19 protein-coding genes are annotated in these 18061 nt (G+C 51.5%); 7 read left to right on the forward strand and 12 right to left on the reverse strand.

The features are described from left to right. Positions 1-47 precede the first annotated feature (47 nt). Both HV314_RS14030 and HV314_RS14035 read right to left on the reverse strand, forming a co-directional pair. Positions 48-521, reverse strand: coding sequence for an ester cyclase (locus HV314_RS14030; protein ID WP_052733163.1), 474 nt, complete (start codon positions 519-521; stop codon positions 48-50). Positions 522-532: 11 nt separating this feature from the next. Beyond that, complete coding sequence (locus tag HV314_RS14035; RefSeq protein WP_101700846.1) at positions 533-1960, reverse strand: aminobutyraldehyde dehydrogenase; 1428 nt, start codon at positions 1958-1960, stop codon at positions 533-535. A 314-nt stretch (positions 1961-2274) separates the two neighbouring features. Here HV314_RS14035 and HV314_RS14040 point away from each other — a divergent pair, with 314 nt between their 5' ends. Further along, the gene (locus tag HV314_RS14040) at positions 2275-3000 is read left to right on the forward strand and encodes a FadR/GntR family transcriptional regulator (RefSeq protein ID WP_016156385.1); all 726 of its coding nucleotides are present in this window, start codon (positions 2275-2277) and stop codon (positions 2998-3000) included. A gap of 24 nt (positions 3001-3024) precedes the next feature. Further along, entirely contained in the window at positions 3025-3723 is a 699-nt protein-coding gene (locus HV314_RS14045) for a cache domain-containing protein (RefSeq protein WP_016152932.1), read from the forward strand. A gap of 21 nt (positions 3724-3744) precedes the next feature. Here HV314_RS14045 and HV314_RS14050 read toward each other — a convergent pair whose 3' ends face one another. Further along, positions 3745-5226, reverse strand: a complete 1482-nt coding sequence (locus tag HV314_RS14050; protein WP_016152931.1) for an APC family permease — start codon at positions 5224-5226, stop codon at positions 3745-3747. A gap of 331 nt (positions 5227-5557) precedes the next feature. Between HV314_RS14050 and HV314_RS14055 the strand changes: the two genes are divergently transcribed. From HV314_RS14055 to HV314_RS14075, 5 genes are all read left to right on the forward strand, one after another. After that, positions 5558-5698: a hypothetical protein gene (locus HV314_RS14055; RefSeq protein WP_016152930.1), complete on the forward strand. Its 141-nt coding sequence runs from the start codon at positions 5558-5560 to the stop codon at positions 5696-5698. A gap of 204 nt (positions 5699-5902) precedes the next feature. After that, positions 5903-6736 (forward strand): ABC transporter substrate-binding protein, encoded by an 834-nt coding sequence (locus HV314_RS14060; RefSeq protein ID WP_016156383.1) that lies wholly within the window; start codon positions 5903-5905, stop codon positions 6734-6736. 1 nt (position 6737) lies between these two features. Then, entirely contained in the window at positions 6738-7556 is an 819-nt protein-coding gene (locus HV314_RS14065) for an amino acid ABC transporter ATP-binding protein (protein ID WP_181545657.1), read from the forward strand. Continuing rightward, positions 7556-8341 (forward strand): amino acid ABC transporter permease, encoded by a 786-nt coding sequence (locus HV314_RS14070; RefSeq protein ID WP_181545658.1) that lies wholly within the window; start codon positions 7556-7558, stop codon positions 8339-8341. Before HV314_RS14065 ends, HV314_RS14070 begins: the two co-directional genes overlap by 1 nt. Continuing rightward, a complete protein-coding gene (locus tag HV314_RS14075; protein WP_181545659.1) occupies positions 8331-9008 on the forward strand; it encodes an amino acid ABC transporter permease in 678 nt (225 codons plus the stop codon). The genes HV314_RS14070 and HV314_RS14075 overlap by 11 nt, the downstream gene beginning before the upstream one ends. Before the next feature lie 9 nt (positions 9009-9017). Here the strand turns inward: HV314_RS14075 and ydhT are convergent, their stop codons facing one another. From ydhT to ttrS, 9 genes are all read right to left on the reverse strand, one after another. Next, entirely contained in the window at positions 9018-9830 is an 813-nt protein-coding gene (ydhT, locus tag HV314_RS14080) for a protein YdhT (RefSeq protein ID WP_019076691.1), read from the reverse strand. 3 nt (positions 9831-9833) lie between these two features. After that, on the reverse strand, positions 9834-10619 hold the full coding sequence (gene phsC, locus HV314_RS14085) for a thiosulfate reductase cytochrome B subunit (protein WP_181545887.1): 786 nt from the start codon (positions 10617-10619) through the stop codon (positions 9834-9836). Further along, on the reverse strand, positions 10616-11284 hold the full coding sequence (locus HV314_RS14090) for a 4Fe-4S dicluster domain-containing protein (RefSeq protein ID WP_016152923.1): 669 nt from the start codon (positions 11282-11284) through the stop codon (positions 10616-10618). Before HV314_RS14090 ends, phsC begins: the two co-directional genes overlap by 4 nt. A 64-nt stretch (positions 11285-11348) precedes the next feature. Continuing rightward, a complete protein-coding gene (locus tag HV314_RS14095) occupies positions 11349-12014 on the reverse strand; it encodes a YdhW family putative oxidoreductase system protein (RefSeq protein WP_151222723.1) in 666 nt (221 codons plus the stop codon). Between the two features lie 10 nt (positions 12015-12024). Beyond that, the gene (locus HV314_RS14100; protein ID WP_046274686.1) at positions 12025-14127 is read right to left on the reverse strand and encodes an aldehyde ferredoxin oxidoreductase; all 2103 of its coding nucleotides are present in this window, start codon (positions 14125-14127) and stop codon (positions 12025-12027) included. A gap of 120 nt (positions 14128-14247) precedes the next feature. Beyond that, positions 14248-14874 (reverse strand): ferredoxin-like protein, encoded by a 627-nt coding sequence (locus HV314_RS14105; protein ID WP_016152920.1) that lies wholly within the window; start codon positions 14872-14874, stop codon positions 14248-14250. A 482-nt stretch (positions 14875-15356) separates the two neighbouring features. Beyond that, on the reverse strand, positions 15357-15566 hold the full coding sequence (gene fumD / locus HV314_RS14110; RefSeq protein ID WP_003029345.1) for a fumarate hydratase FumD: 210 nt from the start codon (positions 15564-15566) through the stop codon (positions 15357-15359). Between the two features lie 92 nt (positions 15567-15658). Beyond that, the gene (gene ttrR, locus HV314_RS14115) at positions 15659-16243 is read right to left on the reverse strand and encodes a tetrathionate respiration response regulator TtrR (RefSeq protein ID WP_049268696.1); all 585 of its coding nucleotides are present in this window, start codon (positions 16241-16243) and stop codon (positions 15659-15661) included. Beyond that, positions 16218-17951: a tetrathionate respiration histidine kinase TtrS gene (gene ttrS / locus HV314_RS14120; protein WP_326928853.1), complete on the reverse strand. Its 1734-nt coding sequence runs from the start codon at positions 17949-17951 to the stop codon at positions 16218-16220. The genes ttrR and ttrS overlap by 26 nt, the downstream gene beginning before the upstream one ends. Between the last annotated feature and the right edge of the window lie 110 nt (positions 17952-18061).

The raw sequence follows: 18061 nt of genomic DNA on the forward strand, positions 1-18061 counted from the left end.
ACAAATAAGAGATGTCCCCCTTCATAGTAATAAAGGGGTATAGCCGACTATTTCCCTGGCTTTAACTCTTCATCCAGTTTTTTAGAATCATAATAATCACCCTGCCAGGTGATTTTACCTGCTTTAACATGAATATAGCTGACACCTTCAAATTTTATCGGATTATTTGTCGGCGGACTCCCTGCCCATTCACCACTATTTTTGCCAGAAAATTCCCAACGAAACGCCACGGTATCTTCGTCGTAAACGGGTTTGCCGACCATTTTCCAGCTCAGGTCTGGCACCGCCTTAATAAAGGCACCGATAACGTCTTTTTCAGCTTTTTCTCTGCCATTTATCGGTTCGCCAGCGGCGGCATCATAATAGACTGCGTCATCAGCAAGATATTGCGCGGCTCGCGAAGCATCGTGTGCATTCCAGGCCGCCATGTACTCTTTAACGGTATTCAGCGATGTGCTTTCTGCCAGGCTATAGCCCGAGAACATCACGAATGAAAGCACCGCTATGTTTAATGTTTTCATCGACATCCTCTCTATTCAGAAATGTCACACATGATATGTTTCACCCGGGTATATTCTTCGAGCGAGTAGGATGAGAGATCTTTGCCATAACCCGATTTTTTGAACCCGCCGTGCGGCATTTCGGCGCACAGAGGAATGTGATTGTTAATCCACACGGTGCCAAAATCGAGGTCAATGCTGAAGCGCTGTGCGCGACCATGGTTACTGGTCCAGACGCTGGCGGCCAGACCATATTCCACATCATTCGCTTTGTGTAGACCCTCTTCATCAGTCGAAAACGGTTGAATAGTCATTACCGGTCCAAATACTTCATGCTGAATAGCTTCGTCATGTTGATGCAATCCGGAGACGATCGTCGGCTCAAAATAGAAGCCCGGACCTGGCCCGGTACGCCCACCCGTTTCAATTTTTGCATGTGCCGGTAAACGCGCAATAAAGCCTTTCACCTGCTCCAGTTGGTTTTTACTGTTCAATGCGCCATATAGCGCAGCCTGATCCGCTGGCGGTCCAAATTTAATACTCTTCGTTTTCTGAACCAGCTTTTCCAGGAATTCAGCGTAGATGGATTGTTCGACCAGAATACGCGTAGCCGCCGTGCAATCCTGGCCAGCATTGAAGAAGCCTGCCGTGGTAATCGTCGCGATCGCCTTGTCCATATCTGCATCAGCAAACACCACCGCAGGCGCTTTCCCGCCCAATTCCAGATGCGCCTTGGTCAGGTTCGCCGCTGCCGAAGCCGCAACCTGTAGACCCGCGCGGACCGAACCGGTAATTGAAACCAGTGAGGCCTTCGGGTTTGAAACCACCAGCGAACCGGTGCTGGCTTTACCTAATACGACGTTAAACGCCCCTCTTGGGAACAACGGCGCGGCCAGTTCAGCCAACAGCAGCGTGCTGACCGGCGTGGTGTCGCTGGGTTTTAATACGACCGTATTGCCTGCCGCCAGCGCTGGCGCAATCTTCCATACCGCCATCATGAACGGGTAGTTCCATGGCGTGACTTGTCCAACGATACCCAGCGGTTCACGGCGGATAGTCGAGGTAAACCCGGCGGAATATTCCCCTGCCGCTTTCCCTTCAAGACAGCGCGCCGCACCGGCAAAAAAACGGATGGCATCGCAGGATGCCGCGATCTCTTCCTTCTCAATAAAATGGCGAAGCTGACCGGTCTCCTGACTCTGCGCGTTCACCAGCCGCTCAACGTTTCGTTCAATCTCATCTGCCAGCTGCAATAACGCCTTTTGCCGCTGTGCCGGCGTCGATTTTCGCCAGATGCTAAACGCCGCCTCCGCCGCCGAGTAGGCCTGCTCCACCTCTTCCGCATTGGCGTTGGGTGATAATGCGTACGTTTCGCCGTCGACCGGACTCACCAGTTCGAAGGTATCTTCGCTACGACCTGCTACATATTGCCCATTGATAAAATGCTTCAGGGTTTTCATGTCTGTCTCCTGCCCGTTAATACATAAAGAATCTTATGTAATATATATATTGTAAAAGATTTTCAAATGCGCAACATTGACACTATGATAAGCCTCGCATTTTTAACTTAATTTTTACATTTTCGGGATAAGGCTTTTCATCGTGAGCTAACGCGTTTGCTCAGCTCATCATGAGGTTATCGGGACACACATCCGCTTGTGCAGTGACGTTGCGCATAGGCATGTAAAATAACTCGGCCATTCTTACCTTCCTTGCCTGACGGGCATGTGTTAAAAATGGTCGTTGTTTCAGGGAATTGAGTGCAGAAAAGATTATGATTACTCACGCGGTCATATTTGCGCCTATCGGGCAGGTCAGTCGTTCAGACCAGATAGTGCAGCGCCTGTCAAACGCCATTATCACGGGGTTGCTGGAGCCAAAAGAACAGCTCCCCAACGAAACTGATTTGGCAAAGATGATGGGTGTCTCACATATCACTATCAGAGAAGCGCTAAACACGCTTCGGGCTAATAATCTTATCCATACGGTTCGTGGTCGAAATGGCGGGAGCTTCGTTTGCGAAAATATTGATGGCAAAAACAGCGCCCTGCATCCGTTCAAAGCGATCAGTACGGATTATCTTTCTGACCTGGGCGAAATGCATTGCGCCATTATCAGCCATAGCGCAAGGCTGGCTTCCAGACGGATGACCGGCGCGGATATCGCCAAATTTCGCGAGTTTGTTGAGGTGCTCAGCAAGGCAAACTCACCAGAGCTGATGACCCAGGCCGATATGCGCTGTCTACTGGCGATAGCTGCCAGTTCACATTCCGCGCGACTGGCCAATCAGGAGCTGCAGGTCCAGGCTGAATGGGCATCGCTGGTGGCGATACTTTATCGCGCAGACAACATTCATGCCGAAATTATTGCGCTTTACTCGGCACTGGCCGATGCGCTGGCTGCTCACAACGAGGCAGAATCCGTGCAGCTTGCCACACGGATCATCGACACGTTTACCTATTACCTTATTGAAAAAAAGCTGAAATATAACTCGAACTGACAATCAGTGAAGGCAGGACAGACAATGAGCTCTTCGACATCCTTAAGCGCATTAATTCGTAAGATTGATGATATTACCGCCTCTACCGTAGATTCTACCGTTGCGCTGGCGAGGAGCATCCATGAGGCGATTTCCGGGGTGCAAAAGGCCTCAGCAGAAGTTGTCCTCGATCCATCGGTGAGATCTACCGTTCAGCAACACATCAAGCGCACCCTCAGTAACAATCATTACTGTTCAGGGGCCGGGTTCGCCAGCCATATTGAGAGCACTGCCACCACAAAAGAGTATTGGCTGCTGGAATGGTGGTATAAGAAAGATAATGGTTTGAGTCAGGCGCACCTCGATTTAGATCAGGCCACCCAGCAACGTCTGGATTTCAGAACCTTCGAGTGGTTTAAGCACTCACCTCCGGCAGGAAAAGCCTATATCCACGGTCCCTACGTCGACTATATCTGCAATATTTCCTACACCCTGACCTCGGCAGTGCCGATCTACTACAACGATCAGTTTCTTGGCGTTGCCGCCGTCGATCTGCTGGTCAGTCAGATTGAGGCCGAACTGCTCTCCTGCGCTCATCCTGACTATGTCATTCTGACCAATCTGGAAAACAGAATTATCTTTTCCAGTTGGCCACGTTTTCGCGTGGGTGAATTACTCTCTCCCGCAAACAGTACCGTTGTTTATCAGAGCGACTACTTTATCCTTTATCACTATCAAAACTAAGGGCCCGAAGGCCCTTAGTTTTTAGTTATCCTGCCCCATATTCAGCTTGTTAGCGTAGGCAATGGCGTCGTTTTCCGGCGCAGCAGAGCGACCAAACGGTCGGGTCAGGAACATATAGATAAGCCCGGAGCCAACGACAATCGCCAGGCCGAACAGTACCGTCCAACGGTCGATGAAATCGCTGCTGTCTGCCGGTTGCGCCAACAACCAGATCCCACACAATCCATAGGCTAGCGCCAGCACGTTCACAATCACGCCCCAACCGCCAATGGTCCACTCCCCTGCCGGTTTCCAGCCTTTCAGGCGCTGGCGCAGTGCGGCAAGCACAACCATCTGGAACGAGATATAAATACCGATGACGGCAAACGCGGTAATACGCGACAGATTGTCTGGCTGGAAATAGACCCAAACGCAGATGATGACTGGCAGCAGACAGCTAACAACCATCGCATTATCCGGAACACCATTTTTAGAGATCTTTGACATCCACTCACTTCCCGGCAGCATTCTGTCGCGGGAGAAAGAAAAGATAAGACGGCTTAACGCAGCCTGCAGAGACAAAATGCACGACAGCATCGCCACAATCGCGACGATGATAAAGATAGTTGCACCAGTTTCACCAAGAGCTTCATTAAGGATGGCCGGAATCGGGTCAGACGTTTTGCCATTCACGATACTGACCAGATTTGGTGAAGCCAGGAGGTATCCCATGACGGAAATAATCGCCGAAATCGCACCAAATACGATGCTCAAAATCATCGCAACCGGGATCTTTTTACTTGGATTCTGTACCTCTTCCGCAACGTTACCGCAGGCCTCAAAGCCAAAGAACATAAACAGCCCCATCAGCGCGGCAGACATAAACGCGGTGGAATAGCTGCCGTCATGCGCCAGCACGCCCATCGAATCAAAAATTACGGAGAATGGCTGCGAACGGTGGAATATCAGCAGATAAATTCCCAGCGCAATCACGCTAACGATTTCACACCAGAAGCCAATTTTTGCGACCCGAGCCAGATTTTTAGTCCCGGACATATTAACAGCCATCATCAAAAGCAGCAGCAGGACGGAAGTCGCCAACATAGTGGCTGGCGTCTGACCATAGTGAAAGAGCGACTCAACAAATGTTGAAGTATATTCCGCGATTGACGTAATGGTGACCACCAGTGCCCACAGGTAAATCCAGGCAGCGATCCACGCATATTTCTTGCCCCATAACCTTCTGGCCCACGGATAAAGCCCGCCGGTTATCGGATACTGGGAAGCGACCTCACCAAAAACCAACGCCACCAAAAGTTGTCCACATGCGACGATTAAAATCCACCAGACTGCGGGCGGCCCCGCCAGCGTTACGGCCAGTGCAAACAGCGAATAGACGGCGGTAAGCGGCGAAAGGTAGGTAAAACCCAACGCAAAGTTTGAAATAAGACCGATCGAGCGATTGAACTGTTCTTTGCCATCTTTTTGAAAATTATCGTTTTTCTTATCAGGTGTCTGTTCCATATAGCTTTCTCTTTTGTGGAATAGTCGCAGGGTTGAACAATTAATGTATAAAAGATATTAAGTTATATGTATAGTGATTTTGTCGCTAATTTGTTAAAAATGATCGCGCATCACGTTAACGAAAAAGTGGAAGTAGAACAGTCGAGGGCACAAGCATTTTTCGGTATTTCCGCTTCACGGTTCTTTAGCAATTGCGAATTGTTGGCCAACTGGCGGGTAAACAGGCACCCCGAATTGAGTTCGACGCTAAGTAGCAAGAATCGCTGCTGTTAAGCAACATTTTTGCAATATAATAATGTGATGTTAAACGCTGAACCTGAGCAGGTGAATGATGGAAATTGATCTCGATAATCTGGTCTTTGATGGACTTGAAGAAGCGCAAGAGCGTAATGCTGAACGTCTGGAAGATGCAGATAAGAAAGCGCAGGACATTATTGCTGATAATGACTGCGGCGACGCCTGTAAAATCTGATTTCCAAACCGGCGCAATGCCGGTTTTTTTACCGCCAGACTATGCCCCTCCTCTTATCTACATTTCCCATTGCGTTTACCCATTGTTAACACCGCTTTCACTAATAACATTTTGTAAATAGATAAGAATTTTTTCTTATTTTGTCCTGAACGTAAGTTATGGGAGCGTAAAAAGCACAAACCAAAAACGACAGGGATTTACATCATGATGGCAACGAAAACTTACCGCGCTAAAAAAACACTGCTGGCACTCGGCGTGCTGCTGGCCACCGGCATTGCCGCCTCGCAGGCTCAGGCTGACCAACTGGCCGATATCAAAGCCGCTGGTGTAGTAAAAGTTGCGACATTCGACGCGAATCCGCCGTTTGGCTCCATCGATGCAAAAACGCATAAGATTGTCGGCTATGACGTTGATTTTGCTGAAGCGCTGGCGAAATCCCTCGGCGTAAAACTGGAACTGGTAGCGACTAATCCGGCCAACCGCATTCCGTTATTACAATCCGGTAAAGCCGATTTAATCGTGGCGGATATCACGATTACGCCTGAGCGGGCGCAGGTCATTGACTTCTCCGTCCCCTATTTTGTTACCGGGCAGCAGTTCCTGGTACCGGCCAAATCCCCGGACCAGCTCGATGCATACAGCAAAGCGCGAATCGGCGCGGTAAAAGGTACTACCGGTGAGCAGGCGCTACATCAGCGCTTCCCGCAGTCGCGTGTGCTGGCCTACGACGATATTCCACTGGCGTTAACCGCGCTACGCAATGGCAATGTTCAGGCCATCACCCAGGACAGTACGATTCTGGCCGGTCTATTAAGCGGTGCGCCGGATAAAGCAGATTTCAAAATTCTGCCAGACCTGCTGAGCAAAGAAGAGATTGGCGTGGGAGTGAAAAAAGGTGAGCCAGCGCTGTTAAAAGCCGTCAATGATGAACTTTTGAGGCTGGAATCTACCGGGCAGGCGGCAAAAATTTATGATGTCTGGTTTGGCCCTGAAACCAAAAATCCGCAACCCCGCGCCTTTAAAATAGAAGCGAAGTAATATGCTCTCAGCCCTGTTTCATCGTTGTGCAGTTTCCGCGGCGGATTTTACCCATTTGCGCCAGGCAAGCGTCGAACTGCGCAATGTCATCAAACAGTTTGACACTCACACCGTACTTAACGGCGTCAGCCTGTCAGTTGAACCCGGTGAAGTGGTGACTATTCTGGGCCCTTCTGGCTCGGGAAAATCCACGCTTATACGCCTTATCAACCAGCTTGAGTCGCTCAGCGGTGGCGAGATTTTCATTGATGACAAACCAATTAGTCAGTTGCGCGGGGCAGCATTACGCCAGTTACGCAGCCGTATCGGTTTCGTTTTTCAGCAATTCAATCTCTATTCGCATCTGACAGCGCATCAGAACATCTCGCTGGCGCTGGAATATGTTCACGGCTGGAACAAGGCGGCAGCCGAGCGTCGGGCACTCGAATTGCTGGATCAGGTGGGACTGGCAGAAAAAGCGAGCGCTTATGCCGCACAGTTGTCCGGTGGGCAGCAACAGCGCGTGGCCATCGCCCGCGCGCTGGCCTCATCGCCACAAATCCTTCTGTTTGATGAGCCCACCTCCGCGCTGGATCCGGAAATGATCGGCGAAGTATTACAGGTGATGAAAAACCTGGCCCACAGCGGTATCACCATGATCGTCGTGACCCATGAAATGCATTTTGCCCGTGAGATTGCCGATCGCGTGGTATTCATCGATGGCGGAGAAATTCTTGAAGTGGCCGCACCGGAGGATTTTTTCACCCGGCCACAGCACCCGAGAACCCAGCGTTTCCTGAAAAAAGTGCTCGACCCGTTACACCAGGAGTCATCGCTATAATGCTTGCAATGGACTGGGAGGGAGTGCTGAGCGGGCAACCTCTGCAATGGATTATTTCCGGTTTTCTCACCACGCTCTGGGTGACACTGGCAGGTGTCGTACTCGCCACGCTCATTGCCATCTTCCTACTCGGCCTGCGTCTGACGGGCCATCGCTTCAACAAAGCGGTGGTCAGTGTATGGGTTTCGGTGTTTCGCAACACGCCTTTACTGGTGCAACTGATGTTCTGGTATTTTGCCGCATGGAACTGGCTGCCCCGCAACGTCATTACCTTCATCAATGCAGAGCATCCCTGGTCTATTCTGCCAGGCGATGTCTGGTGGTTAACACCAGAGTTTATCTGTTCAGCATGGGGGCTGGGCGTATTTACCTCGGCATTTTTGGTCGAGGAGATCGCCTCTGGTTTACAGGCGGTTTCTGCCGGACAACGTGAGGCTGCCGTGGCGCAGGGTTTTTCATCCTGGGCGACGTTTCGTCACATTCTGCTTCCTCAGGGACTGGCGAACGCCTGGCAACCCATTGTTGGGCAATACCTTAACCTGATGAAACTTTCCTCGCTTGCCAGCGGTATTGGATTTGCTGAGCTCACCTACCAGGTGCGGCAAATTGAGAGCTACAACGCGCACGCGCTGGAAGCCTTTGCTGTTGGCACTGCGCTCTATCTGTTCACCGGCATCGTTCTGGGTATGCTGCTTACGCGTCTTGGCCCACGACCTGCATCGGGTAAATCGTCCAAGGTTAAAACGCGTATCTTCAGCGTCAGGAGCATACTGCATGATCGCTAATATTTCGGTCATTACCGACAATCTTGATTATCTCCTGTGGGGACGCGTGGCCCAGGGACAACCCGGCGGCGTTCTGCTCACTTTGTTGATGGCTCTCGGCGCGGCGCTGCTGGCCTTGCCTGGTGGGATAGTTCTTGCCTGCTGCGCCTGGCGTTTTCCGGGCACGGTTCGCAACGGGTTGTTTATCTGGGCGGAGTTTATTCGCGGCATTCCGCTAATCTTTGTGATTTTCTGGATGTGGTATTTGCTACCCATGCTGACCGGAAGCGATCTCCCCGGAGCCGTTACCGTGACGCTGGCGCTGGCATGGTTCACCGCTGCCTCGGTCATGCACTCAGTGTATGCAGGAATTAGCGCGCTGCCTGGCGGGCAATATGATGCTGCCGTGGTTCAGGGTTTTCGCCCGTATCAGGCCCTGTGGCTTATCTTATTGCCGCAGGTGCTGCGTAACGTACTGCCATCGCTGACGGGGATTTTTATTGGATTACTGAAGGACACGTCGCTGGCGTTTATCGTTAACGTGCCGGAACTCACAACGGTTGCGGGTCAGGTTAACAGCCGGGTACAAATCTATCCGGCAGCCATTTTTATTTTTACGGGACTGGTCTATTACCTGCTGTGCCTGAGTCTGGAGAAAATCACCCAACGCCACTTCGCGTTAAAATGAGATCACGGCTCAACATTCCACAAACTGGTGGTCTTCGTTGAGCCGATATTTCACGCCCGCCCGGATGTTATTTTCCCCCTCAACGGCAAGCGCAAAACGCATTCTCTCGCCATCGTGATAGGCCAGCGCCGCGCAGCCGCCGGGACCGAGTATTATCGAATCGACAACACCGGTACTGGCAACAACGGCGTTCTCTCCGCTGGCAATAATGTGGATGTTGTCGGCGCAGTTGGCGATTTTAGACTCTGCGCCAAAACAGGCCAACTGAGTTAAATCACCACCGCAAGCAATCCGATTTCTGTCGCCGAGCGAACTGATGCGTACGCGCATGCCGGTACTGGCGATACGCGTCCCGTCACCCACGCTACTGATACGTGCCGAATTTCCCGCAACCGCAATTCGCCCGCGATCGCCTGAACTGCCGATATGCGCGTTATAGCCTACGCTACCAATACGTGCGCTGTAACCTGCGCTGGCGATCTGTGCGGCATACCCGGCGCTGGTGATTTTAACGTTATCGCCTGCACAACTGAATCGGGCATTATCTTCTGCACTCGCCAGCGGACGGCTGATTTCCCCCGCCGTTTGCACACGGGAAATATTCCCCATCGCGCGAATATCCTGCTGGGCAAAACTCGCCTCTTCCCGCCATTTTGACCAGCCGTATTCCACCAGGCTATTTGCCCAGTCTGTATACCCATCCCGCTGGAGCGCACGATGGACATCAGCATAGCTTCCGCCAGTTGGAAACGCGCGTAGAAACCAGCGATACATTACGGGCCCAACGCGCCAGGCCCGTAAGTCACTTCGCGTAATCATCATCGCTTAATGCCGGTGATAGCCATCCACCATACACTTGAAGGTTTCGCCCGGCGTACGTCCTGTCGTGCAGAGATAAAGATGCCCAAAAATGAAAAACAGACTGATTATTGCCAGCGCGAAGTGCGCCTGGAGCAACCAGTAACGCACGCCGGGGAACAGGTCACCGACAACCATCGGATAGAGCGATAACAACCCTGAGATCAGCAGTAGTGGCAGTAAGCCGTACATCACGCCAACATAGGCCGCCTGCTGTAGCGGGTTGAATTTACAACGCTTTGATGCCGGGAATGGGTGTGACTCGCCCTGCATAATGCCAAACAGGTAAAAACGCGTTTGTCTTTGCGCTCGTCCGATCCAGCCCTGACGTTGAATAATATAGTGATGCCCGTTGCCGCCAATCAGATTGATCAGGACAAAACCAATCCAGCAAGCCAGCAGCAAAAAGCCGCAGATCTCATGCACGGTAAGCAGGCTTTTCATCACCGACGCACTGACGACGGAGAAGTGATTGACCAGGCCACTGACCAGAAGTAGCAGAATTAGCAGCGCATTCGACCAGTGCCACAAACGAACGGCCTTCGAATATAAATAGACTTTCTCACCGTGCCCTGCCGACGCTTTATGCGCGGCCCGAAAGCGCAGCATGGCGTGTAGCACCAGCACCAGCCACATCCCCACCAGCATTAACCCGGCGATGACCAACCACACAGGCCAGTAGTCCGGTGAAAACAGGGGAACATACTGCGCAAGCTGGGCGTGAAACTGTTCGGCATTCTGCGACGCGTTCATACATTTTCCTTTTTAATCAAATGTTGACCGAACCGACGATACAGATGGGGTTTCCCGGCGCCTGCAAGTTGATGCTCGTAATACTTATTTTCTCTCAACCAGGTCTGAATTTCCGGGCTATCTTCGCGACCAAAAATCAGCGCATGTTCCGGGCAGGCATTAACACAGATCGGCGGGAAACCTTTCGCCAGACGTGATTCAGCGCAGAAGTCGCATTTATCCGCCACTTTGGTCTGCGGGTTGAGATAGCGCACCTGATAAGGACACGCGCCAATACAGTAACTGCAGCCGATACAGGAAGACGTGTCTACCCGCACAATGCCGTTGTCATCTCGCCATGAGGCGCCGGTCGGACAAACCTCAATACAGGGGGCATCATCACAGTGCTGGCAGGACTGACGGAAGTAGTGATACAGCGTTTCGTTGTCGTTGTCCGAAACCGGAATATGAGCTATAGACAAACGGCTACCCTGCGCAGGAACATGGTTGGTTTTCCTGCATGCGCGGGCGCAGATATTACATCCGTTACACAGTGATTCATCGTGAATCATGACGTAATGTACGTCTTTAGAACTCCTGGTACTCGCTAACAGATTTTGACCTGGGCCAGTGAAAAAAATCACCGTCCCCATGCCAATGACAAATTTTCGTCGGGTGAAGGACATCGGGTTATCCTCTAATACTGTGACAGTGGTCGTCCACACGTTCCATGACATCAACCTGAATAATTCAGGGGTTCTGATACTGCTCAACCTCAAGCCATTCGCACAGGCCGTACGCTTTGCCATAACTCATAAAACGTTCGCTGAACAAATAAGGCTCCGCATTTGACGATTCCACAGTCCGTATATCTGCATAATCAGGATGCGTTTCCATGGCCGTGAGCGCAGCGGCAATCTGTTGAGACTCAAAGCGATACGGCGGTTGCGTCAACATGGCGACCTTATAAGGGCGAGGATACGTTCGACAGTCGAAGCGTACCGCCTCGGCAATCGCACGGCAGATGTCGTTTTCCACCACCTGCACACACATGTCGGCGTAATTTGCCGTCATGGTTTGCGTCGAATAGAAATATGCTTCTTCCGCACCCTGCACACAGGTGATATCCGCACCATTCGCGTCCTGGCCCAGCACATCCAGCAGTGCGGAAAGATCGGTTTCAGGAACCGAATAAGGCGGCAGCAAAAAGACACTGCGCGCCACCAGTTGCCCCGATGCTGAATGCTGACGGATAAAATCTGCCACAATCGACTCCGGGCTGGCAGGTTCATGAACCTGGGGCGCATTCATCTGTTCTACAGGCGGGTGAAACGCCTGCAGCCACTGTCTCTTTCGGCTATCCACTTCGTCAGGAAACGCCTCAACGGGGGTCAGAACGTCGCTCACGTTAGTCATCTCGCATTCCTTACGCCGGCAACAGATCTTGTGCAGCCAAATCAGCGGCTACATCTTCAAGTCCGAGTCGGTTCAGGGTTTCACGCGTTGGGCAACCCAGCTCTGGATCCCAGCCCATTTCCTGATAGAACATCGTCAGCGACTGACGCATATCCTCCCGGTCCATCTTGTCGGTCCCTTCAGTGAAGACCGGGATCTTCGGATCTTTATCAAACACCCAGGAGCAGATGAGATCGTGCTCATTGCGCATATCTTTGGTTTGCATCAATTTGACCGTATAGGCACGGTGCAGGGTAAAGATGCGTTCAGCGGCCAGGTCCAGACTCTCCTGCGTGGTTTCATCGCCGGTGACCGCCTGGAAGAATTTTGCTTCCAGATCCAAATCGCCGCGATAGTTACGGCTCTTGAGTGGTGAAACCGTCATCGGCCACACCCAGTTGCACAGCGTAACCGCGTTATGCAGGCAGACTTTCAGCAGCGTCCATTTGGCGTATTTGATCTTGGCGGCATTGATCGGGGTGTAGTTTTTGGTTTCGTCGTATGCATCCTGCGAACCAAATAGCTCGCCCGCCACTTCGCGCTGTAATTTCAGCGGTAAACCGGAACCGATGAAGTTGATATGGGTGTGCGCCATACAGTCACGGTTAAACATACAGTTGGTGATAGCCCCCACCTGTGCAGAGGCCTCGTTTGCATGGTGGACAGGGAAACCAAACGGCGACCACAGTTTATTTTTGGCATAACCCCAGTACTCTTCGCCCAAATCCCAGCGTTCAGCAATGGCATACGATCCGTCCGCAAGATGGCTGAGTTCCCCCACGCGATGCGCCAACCGGTAGTAAAAATCCTTAATAAAATGAGGATCGCCCGCTTCCAGCTGATCCCAGCGGATCTCCGCATACTCTTCAGCTGGCAGTACGCGCTTAAAGACGCCTTTCGAATAGCAGTAAGTAAAATCACGGTGCAACTGCCCGTAGTTACACCAGATGCCATAATCGTCAAACAGGTTCAGGCCAATCAGATTTCCCACCACGCGCCCATCGTCTTTATCGTCGAAATCTTTCGGGCCATTGGGGAAAATGGTGGTGTGGACAAAGTTCGCCACGCAGGTGTTACCGCCGGTACTTGGCACGCCAAAATCTTTCACCCGCGGGACATTGAGCTGCGACATACAGCGAATGGGGCATGAATGGCAGCCGCTCATTTTGACCGTGTATTTCTCAGCGGCTGGCCCCAGATCGAACACGGATTTATAGGTACGGAAACCCACGGTATTCTGGTTACCCGGCGGGATTTCCCCGGTTTCGATTGGTCCCCCTTCTGCCGCGCCCCAGAACAGTCCCTTACGGGCCGTCCAGCGCGAGTTTGGCGAAGAGTATTCTGCCCAGGCCTGCGGGGTGCTTGGCACAACGTGGTTGTTGTTGGCACCGATGAGCTCGGTCATCATGTAATCATTGAGCCGCTTCATCTCTTTGCGATCGGCAATATTGACCCCTTTGGTCCCTTCTACCGCAATGGCCTTCAGGTTTTTCGACCCCATTACCGCGCCAGTACCGGCGCCTCCGCTGTGGTTGCGACTGTTGATCATGCAGGAGAGCGGCACCAGATTTTCACCCGCCTGACCAATAGCGGCGACGCAGGTTTCCGGGCTGGTAATACGGCAAATCTCTTCGGTTGTGGCGCGCGTTCCCTTACCCCACAGGAAATCGGCTTTTTCGATGCTGACCTTTTCGTCTTTGATGTTGATCCAGACAGGCGTCGCGGACTTGCCTTCGATAATAATGGCGTCGTAACCAGCGAATTTCATTTGCGCAGCGAAGAAGCCGCCCATATGAGCATCCACCACTAAATTGCCTTTGGTAAAAGTCGATAAGGAGGTGATATTGACGCGGGAGCTACAAGGGGCACCAGAGCCCGTTAATGGCCCGGTGGCGAAAACCAGTTTATTCCCTTCATCAAAGGGCATGGTGCCTGGCGGGACTTCGTCGTACATAATTTTATAACCAAAGCCCATCCCGCCGACAAATTTTTTAAATTTACTGGAATCTTCAAGGGTGATATTCCCCGTGGTGAGATTGACCCGTAAAATATTACCTGTCCAACCATTAGCCATCATGTTTTCCTTTGCAAGAAGGTTTAATAGATATACCCGCCATCCTTCAGGCAGTTTTTTTTTGCAAAACTGCGATATTTTTGGCAATTAATGACGCGTATCAGGCATACCTGCTATCTATCAAACAGTAATATCTTTCCACTCGATAATTTTTAATGCCCCAGTCGGACAAGCATTGGCGCACTCCCCACATAACACACATTTTGAGGATTTTTTTGTTTCGGTATTCACGGTCGCCATCATCCACGGGCAGGCGGTGGTACAAGCGCTGCAGCCAATACAACGTTTATGATCCACCGCAATACAGCCGTCTTCCTGTTTCCAGGTAATAGCGCCAATGGGGCAGACCTTCATGCATTGCGGATCTTTGCACTGACGGCAGGTATCAGCGGTATAGTTTAAATCGCCATAAAGTCCGCCACCGGACCCGACGCCATCATCGCCAAAGAAGAAGTTGCGATGGATTTTTATACGGGAAAAGAAAGTCCCCACGGCACCATCGTTATAATTGGTACAGGAAATTTCACAGCGGTGGCAGCCAGTACAGCGCGCTCGCTGGGTCACCAGCACCCCTTTCGGCGTATTGATAAGCCCCACGGTACCGCTGTCGATATCTTCCTGCTTACAGCCAAAAAGTGATAACAGTGCAGGGGCGATGGTTAATCCTGCCAAACCTTTTCCTGATATCCGCAGAAATTCAAGCCGCGTTAAACCACAATCTAAAAATGGACGATCAACCTGATTCATTTATTTCGCATCCTCTTCGCAAACGCTGTGTTAGCAACACCTCCAGGCTAAATTAAACCCGTGCAACTCAAGCCATTTCGGGCGGTTAATGTTGCCAACAACACGTAAATTTTTGCCCTAACCTGATCGCGTAAAATGACGGTGGTTAAACTGAATGAATCTAATCCTTTAGGGTTAGGCGTAAAGATAATGTGGTTATTCAGCGCTCATAGTTTTGATCGTCATCAATTAAAAAACGGAAGGGAAATAATAAATGCGGAGTGAGATTTATTATCATTAAGATAAGTTGAAATAATATTTCACATGCTTTGCAAATATTTGTGACTCTACTCGCATATATATTTTAATATATCATTCGGAATATAACTCAATATACAGCGAAGGTTACTCTTCTAATTGCAGCACTAAATTATATATATTGATAAATTAACGTGACGAGAATAAAAGGACGGCGAACGAGACCACCATCCTCTTTTTGTGGATTAACCGGCTAATGCTTTAATTACGGTCTCAATAGCCTGTTTTTCTAACTCGCTGCGCTTCACGCGCTGGTTGGCGAGGGTGGTTCTCAGTACTCCCGCAATGACGATATGCTTAGGCTCTTGTCCCAGATCGCGCATTTCCAGCACTACTTTACCGACTACTCTGCACATTTCACGGTACAACTCATCGTCTTTGGTCTGATTTCCCATTTTTTCCCGCTCGTCATTAACTCAAACCAACAGCATATATCAGTCTGACGGATTAGACAAAATTCAATGAAAATCAAATAAATGTCATAAATTTACTGAATCCTCTGCAGTCGATTAACCAGTTCAGCAAGACTCCCCGCCTGCATTTTTTCCATCACCCGCGCCCGATGAACCTCAACCGTGCGCACGGCAATATTCATGGCATCAGCAATTTCCCGATTCATTAACCCTTTTGCTACCAGTTGCGCCAGCTCTCGCTCCTTTGGCGTAAGCTGCTGATAGCAAACCACGATCTCTTGTCGCGAAAAGGCGGCGTGAGAAATCTGCACTGCATGCTCTAACGCCGCTTGCAGAGGCGCTGCGGAAACCGGCTTTTGCAAAAAATCGACCGCACCGCGTTTCATTTGCTCAACCGCCATCGGCACATCGCCATGCCCGGTGAGAAATACCACCGCCAGCGTACTCTCACGCTGGCGCATGGCTTCATGCACAGCATGCCCATCCAGTACAGGCATACGCATATCCAGCAAAAGTACGCCCACCTGATGCAGATTTGCCTCGGAGAGGAATGTTTCGCCTTGCTCCCAGCAACACACCTCATATCCCAGACTTTCCAGTAAAAACGCGCAAGCCTGGGTGACGGCAATATCGTCATCCAGCAGATGAATGATTGCCACGACGGCCTCCCTCCGGGTTTTGCTTAAAATGTAATGTCACTACAACGCCCGCTTTTTCATCTGGAGCCTGATGATTTTTGATCTCAATGTCTCCGTTTGCGTAGCGCACCAGCCGCTGACAAATGGCTAACCCCAGCCCCATGCCCTCTTTACGGGTGGTCATAAACGGCTGAAAAGCCTGGTACAGCTGCACCTCATCAATACCTCCGGCGTTATCCTGAACCTGAATACTCACATCACCATCCTCACGCTGAGCGCTAAACCACACGGTGGTTGCCCCCGCCTGGGCGGCGTTGAGAACCACATTGGCCAGTACCTGTTCGAGGAGAACACTTGGCAACGTTAATGTTAACGCCTTACCGATCTGCGTTTGCAGCGCTACCGCCGGGAATTGCTGTGGCATGCGTAATAATTGCCAGACGTGATGGATAGCACCATGAACGTTGACGACCTGCCAGTCATCGGTCATCACCGGATTGCCCTGTGCCTGGCTGACCCACTGGCGAAGATTGTGCAGCGTATCAGCCCCCCGCTGCGCCTGGGTATCAATGTGCTCCAGCGCGGGCAGCAGCGGATGCTGTTGATCCTGACTACGCAGGCGGATCAGACAGCCCTGCGCATAATGACGGATAGCCGATAGCGGCTGATTGAGCTCGTGGGCAAAACCCGACGTCATCTCGCCAAGCACGCTCATTTGGCGAGCGGTTTCCAGTTCCTGTTCCTGTTTGCGCAACAATACGTTGTTTCGCTCCAATTGCCTGCCGCGTCGGCGGACCAGCAACATCACCCAGATGTAATTGAGCGTCAGCAACAACAAGACAAGAGCCGCGGCCCCCATCGCCAGCCGATGTTGAATAAACCAGCTTTTGACATCCAGCCACAACTGGCGCTGCTGCGGATGCTGGCGGACATCGCGCAGCAGCGCTTCCACCTCGCGGGTCGAGGCGGGCGCCCCCCAGCGAAACGTCGCGTTCTGCGGCGCATTGAACAGGGCCCGCGTGACGCGATCGGCCAGCTCGTCGCTTACCGCAGGCTGTGCCGCAAATGACCAGTCAGGATAGAGCGGCGTACTGGTTAAACAGGGAATCGACGTAGGATGGTTAAGCACCGCCGTAAAATCTGTTTTACGAATAAGCCCTTCTTCGTCCATTTTTTCCAACAGGCACACCGGCACAATCACCGCCTGTACGGCTTTTTCACGTAATAAATAGAGTAAGGCATCGGCGGGAAATCCGGTAAACGTCAGGCGCAAATCGCGCTCCGGGCGCAGGCCAGCATCGCTGAGCGCTTTATATCCCAGCAAATAGCCGCCAAATGCCTGAGCGTCAATGGCACCCACCGTTTTGCCGATCAGATCGTGTGCGGAGGTTATCCCGCTATCGCGCCTGACGAGGATCGCGCTGCCAATCACATTACTGGTGGCTTTCCCCCCGCGAGTAGAACGGAGTGACGCCAGCCAGCGTAGCGCAGCGCGGCTGTTTAGTTGAACAAATTGCGCCGGATTAGTGACCACAAATTGTACCGTTCCACGATTCACCGCCTCCTGCATCTGCCGCAGGTCCAGCGGTTGAATATGAAACTGTTCGCCGGGAATTTGCTGATTCAACAGGGTTTCCAGCGGCTGCCAGTGATTACGTGTGGAGACCTCCCCACGCATCGCCAAAACGCCAATGTTCCATGTCTGAGCCCTGACCACACCGCTTAGCATCCATAGCGACACCAGCACCGTCAGACATTTTGCTACGTTGCGTCCCACTCAATTATCCCTGTCAATTATGTTGTTTTAGATCAACAACAAGCCGGGTATGTGGTTAACCA

Source organism: Citrobacter sp. RHBSTW-00887, from assembly GCF_013728095.1.
Lineage (GTDB): Bacteria > Pseudomonadota > Gammaproteobacteria > Enterobacterales > Enterobacteriaceae > Citrobacter > Citrobacter braakii.